This is a genomic window from Buttiauxella cochleicola, assembly GCF_021282405.1.
GTDB lineage: Bacteria > Pseudomonadota > Gammaproteobacteria > Enterobacterales > Enterobacteriaceae > Buttiauxella > Buttiauxella massiliensis.
In genome coordinates this window covers 77,788-91,315 of record NZ_JAJSOU010000001.1, presented here as the reverse complement: position 1 = coordinate 91,315, position 13,528 = coordinate 77,788, and the positions used below count along the sequence as shown (strand labels likewise).

General features: G+C 52.5%; 12 protein-coding genes. All 12 read left to right on the top strand.

What is annotated here, in order from left to right; genetic code table 11:
- Window positions 1-468: 468 nt before the first annotated feature.
- Genes LVQ79_RS00385 through LVQ79_RS00330 form a run of 12 tightly spaced genes read left to right on the top strand, consistent with a single transcriptional unit; the run spans window position 469 to window position 13,510 of the window.
- Window positions 469-2,919, top strand: coding sequence for a beta-glucosidase (locus LVQ79_RS00385; RefSeq protein ID WP_232863482.1), 2,451 nt, complete (start codon window positions 469-471; stop codon window positions 2,917-2,919).
- A 53-nt stretch (window positions 2,920-2,972) separates the two neighbouring features.
- Complete coding sequence (gene gspC, locus LVQ79_RS00380) at window positions 2,973-3,761, top strand: type II secretion system protein GspC (RefSeq protein WP_232863481.1); 789 nt, start codon at window positions 2,973-2,975, stop codon at window positions 3,759-3,761.
- Between the two features lie 8 nt (window positions 3,762-3,769).
- Entirely contained in the window at window positions 3,770-5,731 is a 1,962-nt protein-coding gene (gspD, locus tag LVQ79_RS00375; protein WP_370639810.1) for a type II secretion system secretin GspD, read from the top strand.
- Entirely contained in the window at window positions 5,724-7,202 is a 1,479-nt protein-coding gene (gspE, locus tag LVQ79_RS00370) for a type II secretion system ATPase GspE (protein WP_232863480.1), read from the top strand. The genes gspD and gspE overlap by 8 nt, the downstream gene beginning before the upstream one ends.
- A gap of 2 nt (window positions 7,203-7,204) precedes the next feature.
- Complete coding sequence (gene gspF / locus LVQ79_RS00365; RefSeq protein ID WP_232863479.1) at window positions 7,205-8,425, top strand: type II secretion system inner membrane protein GspF; 1,221 nt, start codon at window positions 7,205-7,207, stop codon at window positions 8,423-8,425.
- Between the two features lie 12 nt (window positions 8,426-8,437).
- Window positions 8,438-8,872 (top strand): type II secretion system major pseudopilin GspG, encoded by a 435-nt coding sequence (gene gspG, locus LVQ79_RS00360; protein ID WP_232863478.1) that lies wholly within the window; start codon window positions 8,438-8,440, stop codon window positions 8,870-8,872.
- The gene (gspH, locus tag LVQ79_RS00355) at window positions 8,872-9,387 is read left to right on the top strand and encodes a type II secretion system minor pseudopilin GspH (protein WP_232863477.1); all 516 of its coding nucleotides are present in this window, start codon (window positions 8,872-8,874) and stop codon (window positions 9,385-9,387) included. The genes gspG and gspH overlap by 1 nt, the downstream gene beginning before the upstream one ends.
- Window positions 9,384-9,746: a type II secretion system minor pseudopilin GspI gene (gene gspI, locus LVQ79_RS00350; protein ID WP_232863476.1), complete on the top strand. Its 363-nt coding sequence runs from the start codon at window positions 9,384-9,386 to the stop codon at window positions 9,744-9,746. Before gspH ends, gspI begins: the two co-directional genes overlap by 4 nt.
- Entirely contained in the window at window positions 9,743-10,354 is a 612-nt protein-coding gene (gene gspJ / locus LVQ79_RS00345) for a type II secretion system minor pseudopilin GspJ (RefSeq protein WP_232863475.1), read from the top strand. The genes gspI and gspJ overlap by 4 nt, the downstream gene beginning before the upstream one ends.
- Entirely contained in the window at window positions 10,351-11,328 is a 978-nt protein-coding gene (gene gspK, locus LVQ79_RS00340) for a type II secretion system minor pseudopilin GspK (protein ID WP_232863474.1), read from the top strand. Before gspJ ends, gspK begins: the two co-directional genes overlap by 4 nt.
- Entirely contained in the window at window positions 11,325-12,773 is a 1,449-nt protein-coding gene (gene gspL / locus LVQ79_RS00335) for a type II secretion system protein GspL (RefSeq protein WP_232863473.1), read from the top strand. The genes gspK and gspL overlap by 4 nt, the downstream gene beginning before the upstream one ends.
- Window positions 12,770-13,510 (top strand): type II secretion system protein N, encoded by a 741-nt coding sequence (locus LVQ79_RS00330; RefSeq protein ID WP_232863472.1) that lies wholly within the window; start codon window positions 12,770-12,772, stop codon window positions 13,508-13,510. The genes gspL and LVQ79_RS00330 overlap by 4 nt, the downstream gene beginning before the upstream one ends.
- The last annotated feature ends 18 nt before the right edge of the window (window positions 13,511-13,528 follow it).

Below are 13,528 nucleotides of genomic sequence, written 5' to 3'. Positions count from 1 at the left end.
ACTATTAATGTAAATAGTTTCCGGAATAGCACTCCCATAGAGCGTTTTATTAAGCCCACTAATTTTTGCCATCAATTGATAATGGTTATGTTCAGTAATACGCCCGTAGGGTTTGTCTATTTCATGAGTTGACAAACCCAGGCCCCCTAACAAGTTATTTGTGTCAATTCCTTTTTGACGTAAATTATTAAGACTTGTCCTATATATTGAATTAGATACGCTTCTGGTAAGCATGTGGACCTTGCACAAAGTTGAACGTTAATATTGTTTTTGTAATGTTAATGTATTGTAGCACCCTGCATTATTTTGAGATACCACTCACAAAAAAACGCCCTGCTCCCAGGAGCACAGAATTAGCTTTCCATTGCAAAGTCGCCCGCCATTTATCTGGTTATTATTCCGCTGCTGTTGATGTACTTACCTTTGCGAAACCTGGATATATACCCTACATAAATAAGGCCAATAACAATGGAATCCTTAAGCGTTAAATCAAAATTGAATACCCTGACAATCTGTCTCACCCTGGCATTAGCTGGGATGGTTTCTGGTTGTAATGACGACGATGATGACGACAGCCAGGAAGAACCGCCTGTCTCACAAGTAAAAGACGCCGCGTATTACCAAAAAATGGCCAAAGAAGCCGCCGGTAAAATGAGCGTTGAAGAAAAGCTTAATATGGTGGTCGGGCCTGGAATGGATCTTGGCAATGGCGAATATCCGGCTACTAATAATAAAAATGATGTATCCGGTGTTGCTGGTTATATCAATGGCGTAAAAAGCGACAAGCTGGATATTCCTGCGGCAAAATTAGCCGATGGTCCCGCCGGATTGCGTATTAATAGTACTCGAAACGGTAGTTCTGAAACTTTCTATGCCACCGCCTGGCCAATTGGTTCTTTGCTGGCTTCATCCTGGGACACAAAATTAGTGGCTCAAGTGGGTAAAGCGATGGGCGAAGAAATTAAAGAATATGGCGTCGACTTTATTCTCGCACCGGGTATGAATATTCAACGTAACCCGCTGAACGGGCGTAATTTTGAATATTACTCTGAAGACCCATTGCTGAGCGGGAAAATTGCCGCCGCTATGGTTGACGGTGTGGAGTCAAATGAAGTCGGCACCACCATTAAGCACTTTGTTGCCAACAACTCAGAAACCAACCGTAACTCCATCGATACCATCGTTTCGCCGCGCGCAATGCGTGAGATTTATCTGCGCGGTTTCCAGATAGCCGTAGAAGAAGCGCAGCCGTGGGCGGTGATGTCGTCATATAACAAACTGAACGGTACTTACACCAACGAACGCCGCGACCTGCTGACCGATATTTTGCGTAATGAGTGGGATTTTAAAGGGCTGGTAATGTCCGACTGGCTCGCCGGGACTCCAGAACTGACCGGCTGGAAACAGCTAAAAGCGGGTAATGACCTGATTGAACCTGGTGGATTTACCGACCCGGTAACCGGTGCTTTCAACAATACCGGTGTGCTGGCCGCACTGAAAGACTCTTATAAAAAGGGGGATATTAGCGAAGCAGATGTCACGGTTAACGTGGAACATATTCTCTCGCAAGTCTTCCAGTCCCCTTCTTATAACAACTACGCCGCGTCCAATAAACCTGACCTCGAACAGCACCGAGTACTGGCACGCCAGGCTGCGGCAGAGAGCATGGTGTTGTTAAAAAATGACAACCAGGCGCTGCCATTAACACCGCGTTTGAAGCTCGCAAGTTTTGGGGTGAGCCAGATTGAAACTATCAAAGGTGGCACAGGTAGCGGCCAGGTTAACAATGAAGCGACCATTATGCTTTCCGAAGGCTTGCAACAGCAGTACACCGTTGATGAGTCGCTAACCTCATTCTATCGCGATTACTACGCGCAAAATAAAGTAGAGCACCCGGGCTTTGTGGCCTCGATCGGCACCTACTTTACCTGTGACGACCCGGCAATTGACCCGGCAGTGGTTGAAAGTGCTGCGCAGAACAATGATGCAGCACTGATCACTATCGGGCGAATCGCGGGTGAAGGTGTGGACCGCACCAATACACGTGGCGACTACCTGCTGACCGAAAATGAACTCAATTTGATTCAAAATACGTCTGATGCATTCCATGCTGCAGGCAAGAAAGTGGTTGTCGTGCTGGATGTCTCTGCCATCGTCGATACCAGCGAGTGGGCCGATAAAGTCGATGCCATTTTGCTGTCGTATCTGCCGGGCCAGGAGGCGGGCTTTGCCATCACCGACGTGCTCTCTGGCGTCGTCAACCCTGGGGGCAAACTGGCACAAACCATTCCGCAGTCTTATGCCGATGTCCCTTCCGCAAACACCTTCCCGGGCAAAGACACCAACGGCGACGGCACACCAGATGAAATCTCTTATAACGATGACATCTACGTGGGCTACCGCTACTACAGCACCTTCAGCAAACCGGTTGCCTGGCCGTTCGGCTACGGCCTTTCCTACACCACCTTTGGTTATGACGGCGCGGCAGTTGAGTCGAACACCCTGAGTAATGGCGCAAAAGGTGGCATCACGTTCAGCGTTTCGGTGACCAACACCGGCAACGTAGCCGGGAAAGAAGCAGCCCAGGTCTATATCAACGCACCAGAAGTTAAGCTGAAAAAACCGGCTCTTGAGCTTAAATCCTTCAGCAAAACAGACAGCCTGCAACCCGGTGCCAGCCAGAAGCTGACCTTCACTATCCCTGCCAAAACGCTGGCAAGCTTTGACCCGCAAAAGAACCAGTGGATTGTTGAGCCAGGCACCTACAAGGCCTGGGTGTCTCCTTCTTCCGACGTAACGGGTCGTGAACCTGTGACCTTCAACGTTAGCGAGGAAATTGTAGTCAGCAGCACCACTCCGGGTGCGCTTGCACTGCCGACGGGTGTGAACGCCGCTGATTTTGTCACCGTAAGTCAATAAGTCAATCCAGGGCGAGTTCGTTCTCGCCCTGGTTAATAAGGCAATCAGTGTTAATGAGTAAACCGGTGTTCAGGCTGAGTTTTTCTCAGCCATTTTTAGCGCAGATGGTGACAGTGGTATTGCTCTGTGGTCTTGGCTATCAGTTGGCTGTCGCTACATGGCGTATTGGTGAAATGCTTTATCCGCAAACACCAATTCCGGCTCAGGCACACAACGCTAACCCGCAGGCCACACCTGCTGAAATCAGGTTCAAGACGCTATTCCCAGGCGGGGATAAAGAGATAGCACAAGTGGCAACACTCTCCTCGCTAAAAGTACGACTGACCGGGGTGATAGTCAGTAGCTCATCAGAAAGTTCACTGGTGATTATTGAGCAAGGTGGACATCAAAATAGTTACGGTATTCATGATGTTATCAACGGAACACAGGCGAGTGTCGTCGCGATTAAAGATGACCATGTTGAACTGCTTAACGGGGGGCAGCATGAAATCCTACGGTTGTATGACGACGCAGCCGCAAGCGTACCTGACACACTTGCGACTACCCGGAATCAGTTACTGAAAGAGCCGAAAAAATTGCTGGAGATGGTGGCAATCACACCGGTGAACAAAGACGGCGTGATGCAGGGATATCGCCTCAATCCAGGCAAAGAGGCCACGCTTTTTCAGCAAAGTGGATTACAGCCCAACGATTTGGCAATCGCCATCAATGGCTTTGACCTACGCGAGCCGCAAGAGGCCGCAAAGTTTATGGGCCAACTCAGCACATTGACGCAGCTTGATATCACTATTGTGCGTGGTGATGCTGAGAAGAACATTTTTGTAGATTTATCAATAAAGTAAGGTTGGGTATGTCATTACAAATAACAAGAATTGCCCAGAGCCTCACTCTGCTGATGGCTCTCTTGCCTGCTGCCTGGGGAGCCAATTACAGCGCCAGTTTCAAAAGTACCGATATTCAGGAATTTATTAATATCGTCAGTAAAAACCTGCATAAAACCATCATTATCGATCCCGCCGTGCGCGGTGTGGTCAACGTTCGTAGCTATGACTCGCTCAATGACGAGCAGTACTACCAGTTCTTCCTGAGTGTGCTGGATGTGTACGGTTTCGCCGTAGTGCCAGGTGCCAGTGGCGTGCTGAAGGTGGTGAAAGCTGCCAATGCCAAAACCGCAGCTATCCCGCTGGCCGATGATTACCATGCGGGAACCGGTGACGAAGTGGTGACGCGCGTTATTCCGGTTTCAAACGTCGATGTGAAAGAACTCGCCCCACTTTTGCGCCAGCTTAACGATAACGCCGGGGCCGGAAATGTGGTGCATTACGAATCCGCTAATGTGCTGCTGGTGACCGGTCGTGCGGCGGTTGTGAATCGTCTGGCAGAAATTGTGCGCCGCGTAGACTCAGCCGGTAATCAGCAATCAGACATCATTAAATTAAAGTACGCCTCTGCACGTGAGATGGGTTTAATCCTTAATGGCTTAAACAAAAACGACCGTAAAGGCAGCGGTCTGGCACCGAACGTGGTGGCTGATGAACGTACCAATAGCGTAGTGATTTCTGGCAGCGCACAGGGCCGTCAGCACTTAATCACTATCGCCCGTCAGCTTGACCGTGAAGAGCAAAATCAGGGGAACACTCGCGTTTTTTATCTTAAATACGCCCAGGCGAAAAACCTGGTTGCGGTCCTGAGCGGCGCAAACTCATCACCATCCCAACCAGCCAAAGGTGAAACCGCGCCTGCCAACTCAGGTGCCGGTGCCAGCAGCACTACATTTAACGGCAAAGAGGTCAGCATTGTTGCCGATGAACAAACCAACTCACTGGTTATTACCACGCAGCCTGATGCCATGCAGGCGCTGGAACAAATCATCAATCGTCTCGATATCCGCCGCGCCCAGGTGTTGATTGAGGCAGTCATTGTAGAAATGCAGGATGGCGACGCGCTCAATTTCGGCGTGCAGTGGTTTAACGAAAATGGTGGCGCAACCCAATTTACCAGCACCGGCCTGCCGATAAGCGCCGTGGTCGCCGCCGAAAACCGGAAAAACGGCTCGTCTGGCAGTGCTGCCTTACTCAGTAGTTTTAACGGTATCGCCGCCGGTTTTTATAACGGTAATTGGGGCGGGCTGGTCACTGCACTTGCCAACAACTCACGCAGCAATATTCTCGCCACGCCAAGCATCGTTACGCTTGATAACAAAGAAGCGGCCATAAACGTTGGCCAGGAAGTCCCGGTCATTACCGGCAGCCAGGCCAGTACAACCGGCAGCGTGTACAACACCGTCGAGCGCAAAACGGTGGGCACTAAGCTCAAGGTTATCCCGCAGATTAATGACGGTGAAAGCGTGTTGCTTAATATTGAGCAGGAGGTTTCAAGCGTGGCCTCTGCCAGTTCCGTTGACTCATCTTCGGCCGGGAGTGACCTGGGTGCCACGTTTAACACCCGCACCATCAACAATGCGGTAATGGTCAGAAGCGGCGAAACCGTGGTGCTCGGCGGCTTGCTGAACAACCAAACCACCGAGAGCGTCAGCAAAGTACCGATCCTCGGTGATATTCCGCTGCTCGGTTATCTGTTCCGCTACAACAGCACCAGCACCAGCAAACAAAACCTGATGGTGTTCATTCATCCGGTCATCCTGCGCGATGGCGCCAGTTATAACGGCGTCTCCAATGAAAAATATCGCCAGTTCCGTGATGAACAAAAATCCGATCGTCTCAATCGTGATCCTCTCGCCCTCCCCACCCCTGACCTGACTCTGCCTGCAACACCGGGTGCCCGACCGCGCGGAGGCTTCTTCAATGAGTGAGGAGCGAAAATGGGTAAAGCTCCCCTTTAGCTTTGCCCGCGATCACGGCGTGCTGGTGCAGTGGCAAAATGAGACGCCAGTGCTGATACATCATGGCGAACTCAGGCCACAAATCCTGCTGGAAATACGTCGTGTCATGCGCCAGTCATTTTCGGTTAACGCCGTCGCCGCAGCGCAATTTGAGCAACTCTTGATCAAAGAGTATCAACGCGATGGCAGCGAAGCGCGCCAGTTAATGGAGGATTTGGGTAACGACGTGAGTTTTAGCGATCTCGCCGGGCAGCTGCCTGGTACGCAAGACCTGCTCGATATGGAGGATGATGCGCCGATAATTCGCCTGATCAACGCCATGCTGGGCGAAGCGATAAAACTTGCTGCCTCCGATATTCATATTGAAACCTACGAGTCCCGGCTTGCGATTCGCTTTCGTATCGATGGTGTTTTACGTGAGGTTATCCAGCCACAGCGCCAACTGGCGGCGGTATTTATCTCACGCATCAAAATCATGGCACGTCTCGATATTGCCGAGAAACGTGTTCCGCAGGATGGGCGTATTAGCCTGCGTATAGGCGGGCGGGCCGTCGATGTCCGTGTCTCAACGCTGCCTTCAAGCCACGGGGAAAGGGTCGTGCTGCGCCTGCTGGATAAAAACACCGTCCATCTGGCGCTCTCTCACTTGGGAATGTCAGCGGGTTTACAGCAGACCATGTCCACACTGGTACGTAAGCCATATGGCATTATTCTGGTCACCGGCCCAACGGGTTCGGGTAAGTCCACCACTCTTTATGCCGCGCTATCTGAAATTAATAACCACGAGCGCAATATTTTGACGGTGGAAGACCCCATCGAATACGACCTTGATGGCATCGGCCAGACGCAGGTCAATAACAAAGTCGATATGACTTTTGCCAGGGGGCTGCGCGCAATCCTACGCCAGGACCCGGATGTGGTAATGATCGGCGAAATCCGCGATACCGAAACCGCGAAGATTGCCGTTCAGGCCTCATTGACCGGGCATTTAGTCTTCTCGACGCTGCATACCAACAGTGCCATTGGTGCCATTGCTCGCTTGCGAGATATGGGCGTGGAGCCGTTTTTGCTCGCCTCTTCACTTACGGCAGTGCTTGCCCAACGCCTGGTGCGCACACTCTGCCTGCACTGCAAAACCCCGCAATTGTTGGATGAACAGCAACGCCTGCGTTACGGCTTTGGCAGCGATGTTACCCACCTATGGCAACCGGTCGGCGGTGAATGCTGCAACCACACCGGCTATCGCGGGCGCACCGCGCTACACGAATTGGTTGTTATCGATGAATCCGTTCGCAAAGCGCTTAACCACGATGCTACGGAGGATGAGCTGGAAGCGCTTATTCGCACCAGTACACCGGCCTTGCGCGATGACGGCCTGGAAAAGGTGCGGCAAGGCGTGACGTCACTCGAAGAAGTGCTCCGCGTGAGCCGGGAGGAATAATCATGGCTGATTTCCGCTGGCAGGCACTGGACAGTAAAGGCAAGTCAAAACAAGGTTCGCTTGAGGCGGATTCCGTCCGTCACGCTCGCCAACAACTGCGCGAAAGGCAATTACTCCCTGTCTCAATTAGCGAAGTGGGCGCATCAACAAGCGCCTCCCGTCATTTTTCATTCCGCCGCGCCCCGGGAATGCGCAAAAGTGAATTAACCCTGTTTACCCGCCAGCTTGCCACGCTTCTGGGATCGGCAATTCCGCTGGAGGAAGCCCTGAATGTGGTCTCGCACCAGACGGAAAAAGCCCGCATCCAGAGTGTGATTAACGGCGTGCGTAGTCGTGTCCTTGAAGGGCAAACGCTGGCAAAAAGCATGGCTGCGAGCCCTGCCGCCTTCGATGACCTTTACTGCGCCATGGTGGCGGCTGGTGAAAAGTCTTCCCACCTCGATGATGTATTAATGCGGCTGGCAAATTACACCGAGCAGCGTCAGCAGATGCAAAACAAGCTGCGCCAGGCGATGGTTTACCCCTGTGTTCTTACCGTGGTGGCTGTAGGTGTCATCGCCATCTTACTGGTGACGGTCGTCCCTAATGTGGTGGAGCAGTTTGTCCACATGAAACAGGAACTGCCGCTCAGTACCCGCCTGCTGATGGGATGCAGCGAAATGCTGCAACGTTTTGGCGTGCTTTTTCTGGTTGCCATAACCGGTGCGGCACTTTACTGGCGTCGCTGGTTAAAAACCCCGGCAAATCGCCTGCGTTATCACAATTTAGTGCTGCGTTTGCCAATAGCAGGCAGGCTTAGCCGGGCCACCAATACCGCCCGTTTTGCCAGCACACTCAGTATTCTCAATGCCAGCACCGTACCGCTACTGGATGCCATGCAGATCAGTGGTGAAGTGCTGCAAAACGCTGAAGCGCGTCTACGCATCAATCTTGCCCAACAACGAGTACGCGAAGGCAGCACCTTGCGCGGAGCCTTAGAACAGACGCGCCTGTTCCCACCGATGATGCTGCATATGATTGCCTCCGGCGAACGAAGCGGCACCCTGGATAGCATGTTGTCTCGTGCAGCTGACAACCAGGATAACGCGTTACAGCAAGAGATGACCCTCGCACTGAGCCTGTTCGAGCCACTGCTGGTGGTCAGTATGGCAAGCGTGGTGCTGTTTATCGTGCTGGCAATTCTCGAACCTATTTTGCAACTAAATAACATGATCAGTCATTGAAAAGGAGTCGTTATGCGTAAGCCTCAGCAGCAAGGTTTTACCTTGCTGGAAATTATGGTGGTGATCGTCATCCTCGGTATTCTTGCCAGCATTGTGGTACCGAATCTGATGGGTAATAAAAATCAGGCCGACCGACAAAAAGCGGTCACCGATATCGTGGCACTCGAAAATGCGCTGGATATGTACACCCTCGACAATGGGCGTTACCCCACCACCGAACAGGGGTTAGATGCGTTACTCAACAAACCGGAAGCCGCACCGGTGCCGAAAAACTACAAACAGAACGGCTATATAAAACGCCTTCCGGAAGATCCATGGCAAAACGCTTATCAACTTGTCAGCCCCGGCGAGCATGGCTCGGTTGATATCTTTTCCGCAGGCCCTGATGGGCAAGCGGGCAACGATGACGATATTGGCAACTGGGATATGAGCGGAGCCAAAAGCTAATGAGCAGGGCTACGAGCAACCGGGGATTTACGCTCATCGAAATGATGCTGGTCGTGGCAATCATCGCTACGGCATCAAGCCTGGTTGTGATGGCGCTACCGGCAAACTCCCCCCAAAAACAGGGGCGCGAAATGCTGGCCCGGCTTGCCGATGCCATTCCAGTGCAACGCATGGAAGCGATGGCTCAGGGTTCATTATTGGGCCTGAGCATCAGGGCTCACGGCTATCAATTTATGGTGCAGGATCTCAGCAGTTCTCGCGGCTGGCGGGCTATATCAGCAGTGGAGCAACCTGATGGCGAAACCATCACATTACAGCTGACGCAACAGGATCTACTGCTTGACGAATCACCAGCAGATGAACAGGACGATAAGCCGCAGTTGCTGCTGTTTCCCGGTGGTGAAGTCACCCCTTTTGAGCTGCGCGCCTTCGCGCAAAAAAAGGCCATCGCGACATTAATCGTCAGCGAAGCCGGTGAAGTGCAGCTGGTTGATGCTACGGACACCACACCATGAAGCAACGCGGAATGACATTACTGGAAGTGATGGTGGCAATGGTCATTTTTGCCGGCGCCAGCCTTGCATTAATGAACAGCCTCAGTAGCCAAATGATGGCACTGCAATCTATGGAAGAAAGCTTGTTTGGCAGTTGGGTCGCGGAAAATCAGATGGTCGATCTGCGCCTGGCTGGAGGTTGGCCAGCGCTGGAAAAAGTTTCCGGAAAAGAGCCGTTCGCAGGGCGTAACTGGTACTGGCAACGCCTGGGAGAGACAACAAGAGATCCATTATTACGCGCCGTTGAAATCCAGGTGCGTTCCACGCCGAACGATGATCCGCGCATTCAACTGCGTAGCTATTTTTTCCGTCAGCCATGAACAGCAATCAGCGGGGTTTTACGCTTTTGGAAGTGCTGGTCGCATTGGTGATTTTCGCCCTACTAACCCTCACGGCTCAGGCGGTATTTCAGGGTGTATTACGTAACAACGCCGTGACCCAGGCGAAGATCTCACGGCTGACCGAGCTCAGTTTTGCCATGCAGCAACTGGAAAATGACTTTATCCAGAGCTTCCCACGCACCGTGCGTGAGGCGGGCGCTCCGGGGAACACGGTGTTTAGCGCAGCCGATGGCCTGCTGCAAAGCAAAGGCGATGGTGTGATGTTTACCCGCAGCGGTTGGTTTAATCCCGATGCCCGCCTGCGCCGTAGCGAACTGCAAAAGTTGGGCTGGCGTTTACAGGATTCACAACTTGAACGAGTGACATGGCGTTACCCGGATAACCTACCGGGCACCGAGCCTAACCAAACTGTGGTGCTGAAGTCGGTGCGGCAATTCCGCCTGCGTTATTACCGTGACGGTCACTGGTTAACACAATGGACGGCGGTGCGCGAACTGCCACAAGCGGTGGAGGTCACGCTGGAGTTACCCGATTACGGTCTCATTACGCGGCGCTTTCTGCTGGCCGCAAGTGAGAATGCCCAATGAAATATCAAAGAGGTATGGCTTTGCTTGTCGTCTTACTTTTGCTTTCTGTTATGGCTCTTCTGGCTTCGCAAATGACGGCCCGTTACCGGCAGATGTGGCAGCGCAGCCATACGCTACTGAGCCAATTACAAATGCATGAGTATCTTCTGGGTGGTGAAGCATTCGTCGCCCGAGTGCTGTATCAGGACATGATAGATAGCCCGCAAAAAACCTCCCGAGCGCAGTATTGGGCCACACAGCAAGAGGTCTGGCCGATTAACGAAGTTGCACTGCGTGCTGAGATCCGTGATGAGCAAGCCTGCTTTAATCTCAACAGCCTACAAAACCATGACGAGAATAACCCGGACAATCTGGCCCAGTATCACGAACAGGTATTTGTCTCGCTTTTACAGGGGATTGAGGTAGACAACCTGCGCGCCCGGAAGCTCGCGGCGACCGTCGAGGATTGGTTGGATGCTAACAGTGACCCACAACTATTAGGAGCAGAAGACCATGACTACATGGCGCTTAATCCGCCCTATTTGCCCGCTAACCAACCGATGAGACACCTGAGCGAATTACGTGCCGTCAAAGGTATAAGTGGAGAGTTATATCGGACACTCAAGCCACTGGTTTGCGCTATTCCCGAGCGATCTCTTGCGGTGAATATCAACACACTTGAGGAGCCACAGGCGCCGCTGTTGTCTGCACTGTTTCTGAATATCCTGTCCGTTCAGTCAGCCCGTGAGCTGATTAAACGCCGCCCGACGGAAGGTTGGAAAAGTGTCGATGAGTTTTTAGCCCTTATTCCTGGCGGCGATGAGCGTATCGCCGGCCCCGAAATTTCTCGATCTCTTACGGTGAACAGTGACTATTTTGTTTCGTCACTCACCATCGAAAACCAACAACAACACAGCCGAATGATCAGCCATTTTTATCGCGCCAGCGACCGCAAGGTTATTGTTCGCAGTCGTGAGACGGGAGTTTGGCCATGAGTGAAACTTTATTAATCCGTCTCGCAAGCCATGCACATCAACCCATGTTCTGGTGGCTATTCTCCGCAGACGATCGGCTGTTGTTTTCCGGCGAGGTGCCCGATGCAGCAATGCTCGCAAGCTTGCAGGAATATGCCAATGGCAACCAGGTAATTGCGCTGGTGCCAGCCTGCGATTTGGTGCTGCGCTCCGTCAACTTGCCAGGAAGACTGACGCATAAAACGCGCAACGCGCTGCCTTTTCTACTCGAAGATGAAGTAGTTGAAGACCCGGCCCGATTGCATGTGGCGGTGCTTGCCCACGAATCACCATCAGTTCATCTGGCCGCGGTAGAACACACCTTAATGCAGGAGTGGTTGCGTTGGCTGGATGAGGCCGGTTTGCAAGCCAGCCGGATGCTGCCTGATGTTTTAGCGCTGCCGCAAACTGTAGGTGGGTATCGCTGGTCACTTGATAAACAGCATCTGATTCGTGAATCGCGCTGGCAAGGCATGGTGCTTGAAGATGAATTGATAACCTGTTTACCCGCAACGCAAGTCTCCGGGTGGCAAACCACAACACAAACCATGCCGCTGCGCGCGGTCCATCTTCCGCCCGTCTCCTTGCTGCAAGGCACATATCGCCCACAGAGGAATAAATCCGGCAGCTTTGGTGTGTGGCGCACGCCAGTGTATTTGCTGGTCGCAAGCCTGGTTATGGTACTTGCAGCCCGTGGGTTGGAGAGTCTCAGCCTGAGCCACCAGCAATCTGCGCTTCAGGAGCAGATGACAGCTGTCTACCGCCACGCCTTCCCGGATAGCAAACCGGTGAGTGACCCGTGGTTTGCATTTAAAAAGAAGATGGAGGAGCGAAACAGCCAATTCCTGCCTTTAGCCCGAACACTAGATAGCGTGCTTCCCTCTACTGTTCGCGTGCAAACATTGCAATTTGATGCTGCGCAAAAGGAGCTGCAAGCGCAACTCTCAGGCACATCGACCATCGCATTACAGGCTATCGAACAGCGAATTCCCGCCGGATTCTCACTGCGCATCGCTGAAGAAAACACCAGGTCGGGAACGGTTACGGTTTATCTCAACCGGAAACCAAAACGCCAAAAAGAGAATCACCCGGCAATGTCGCGCCTTGAGCAAATGAAGGCACAGCTGGCCCAGATGCAAAGTGAGATCGGGCAAAAAACGGCGATTTCGCTGCCAGTCACCAATATGGCCGATGTAATGACCCGCATCAGCACCGATGCACATCTGCCTGCCCCGCCAGTGACGCAAAACGACAATGCGCTGGAGATCAGATACGCCACGCCACTGCCTTTTACCTCGCTGGCAAACTGGCTACAAACCCTTGAACTTCAATATGGCATCGTCCCACAGCAGGTTGAACTGACCGATAAAGGCCAGGGCAATGTGCAGGTGGAACGTTTAGTGCTATCCGGGCGTAGCCGCTCATGAAAAGACGATATTTGCTACTGCCATTATTACTGGGTTACCTGCTGGGGCTGATGTTGATGATACCCGCCCGCCTGGTCATCGCCTGGTTACCTTTGTCCGCGGGAGTCTCATTACTGGGCGCCAGCGGCACGCTCTGGCAAGGCCAGGTGCAGTCCTTAGTGCTGGGCAAGCAACAAGTTGGCCCACTTAGCTGGAACTGGCGTAGTGCGGGATTGTTCGAGGGAAAGATCGCGGCAGATATTGAACTGGCTGATCCTCGCATGATTAACGGTCACGGGATCGTTGGCTGGAACGGCGAATGGAGCATTCAGGAGGCTACGCTGCGTTTCCCGGCAGCGGTTTTGGGCAATGCCATGCGACTTTCAGCCGAACTCAGTGGCGACATAAACGCTCATCTGACACAGCTTCGTTTTACTCCTCGCAACTGTATTGAGGCAGTAGCCGATATTCGCTGGAGTAATGGGAACCTGGTGGATATCGCCGCGACTGTGAATACCGGCGATACCCGCCTGCGCATCAAGTGCGTGAACCAGCAATGGCTTGCCGACATCACGCAAACCTCCGAACAACTTCACAGCAAAGGGCAGCTCTTGTTACAGGGAGTACAACAGTATCGCTTGCAAGGTGAGGTCACGCCCGGCCCTACGTTCCCGACTGCGTTATTGATGCTACTGGCGCAAAGTGCCGGTCATGAATCACAAGGCCGTTATACCTTCGAAACATCAGGGCGTTGGTAAGCGCCTGTAAGAGGAACA

Coding starts and splice junctions, on each gene's coding strand:
- LVQ79_RS00330 (WP_232863472.1), top strand. CDS start 12,770: ATGAAAAGACGATATTTGCTACTGCCATTATTACTGGGTTACCTGCTG.
- gspC (WP_232863481.1), top strand. CDS start 2,973: ATGAGTAAACCGGTGTTCAGGCTGAGTTTTTCTCAGCCATTTTTAGCG.
- gspL (WP_232863473.1), top strand. CDS start 11,325: ATGAGTGAAACTTTATTAATCCGTCTCGCAAGCCATGCACATCAACCC.
- gspG (WP_232863478.1), top strand. CDS start 8,438: ATGCGTAAGCCTCAGCAGCAAGGTTTTACCTTGCTGGAAATTATGGTG.
- gspI (WP_232863476.1), top strand. CDS start 9,384: ATGAAGCAACGCGGAATGACATTACTGGAAGTGATGGTGGCAATGGTC.
- gspK (WP_232863474.1), top strand. CDS start 10,351: ATGAAATATCAAAGAGGTATGGCTTTGCTTGTCGTCTTACTTTTGCTT.
- gspJ (WP_232863475.1), top strand. CDS start 9,743: ATGAACAGCAATCAGCGGGGTTTTACGCTTTTGGAAGTGCTGGTCGCA.
- gspD (WP_370639810.1), top strand. CDS start 3,770: ATGTCATTACAAATAACAAGAATTGCCCAGAGCCTCACTCTGCTGATG.
- LVQ79_RS00385 (WP_232863482.1), top strand. CDS start 469: ATGGAATCCTTAAGCGTTAAATCAAAATTGAATACCCTGACAATCTGT.
- gspE (WP_232863480.1), top strand. CDS start 5,724: ATGAGTGAGGAGCGAAAATGGGTAAAGCTCCCCTTTAGCTTTGCCCGC.
- gspF (WP_232863479.1), top strand. CDS start 7,205: ATGGCTGATTTCCGCTGGCAGGCACTGGACAGTAAAGGCAAGTCAAAA.
- gspH (WP_232863477.1), top strand. CDS start 8,872: ATGAGCAGGGCTACGAGCAACCGGGGATTTACGCTCATCGAAATGATG.